Origin of the sequence: Acidaminobacter sp. JC074 (genome assembly GCF_022496765.1) — a bacterium.
Lineage (GTDB): Bacteria > Bacillota > Clostridia > Peptostreptococcales > Acidaminobacteraceae > JABXKX01.
The window spans coordinates 1-418 of record NZ_VANV01000149.1 but is presented as its reverse complement, the minus strand read 5'-3'; the positions used below and the strand labels follow the sequence as shown (position 1 = coordinate 418).

1 tRNA gene and 1 rRNA gene are annotated in these 418 nt (G+C 38.2%); both read right to left on the bottom strand.

From position 1 onward, the window contains the following. Positions 1–168 precede the first annotated feature (168 nt). Positions 169–245 (bottom strand) — tRNA-Ile (locus tag EZV73_RS28470). A gap of 67 nt (positions 246–312) precedes the next feature. After that, positions 313–418, bottom strand: a 16S ribosomal RNA gene (locus tag EZV73_RS28465); the annotation flags it as partial.

Here is a 418-nt window from a genome sequence, read left to right as displayed (position 1 = left end):
ACTAGATTTAAAGWCTCTCGWCTRTAAGRTTATAGTTCTTCAACTACCTATATAAATATAGGATTTGAGAATATTGTTTTTGCTTGTCGACTAGATATTTATAAATAAACATCTTTGTCTTTCATATATGCAATTTTCAAAGAACATCAATTCAAAACTTAATTTGAATGGTAGGAATGAGTGGACTCGAACCACCGACCTCACGCTTATCAGGCGTGCGCTCTAACCACCTGAGCTACACTCCTATGTAATTATGTGTCAAGTATTCTTATAGAACACTCAAAACTGAACAGTATAAACTAATTTCCTTAGAAAGGAGGTGATCCAGCCGCACCTTCCGATACGGCTACCTTGTTACGACTTCACCCTAGTCATTGGTTTCACCTTCGACAGCTTCCTCCTTGCGGTTGGATCACTG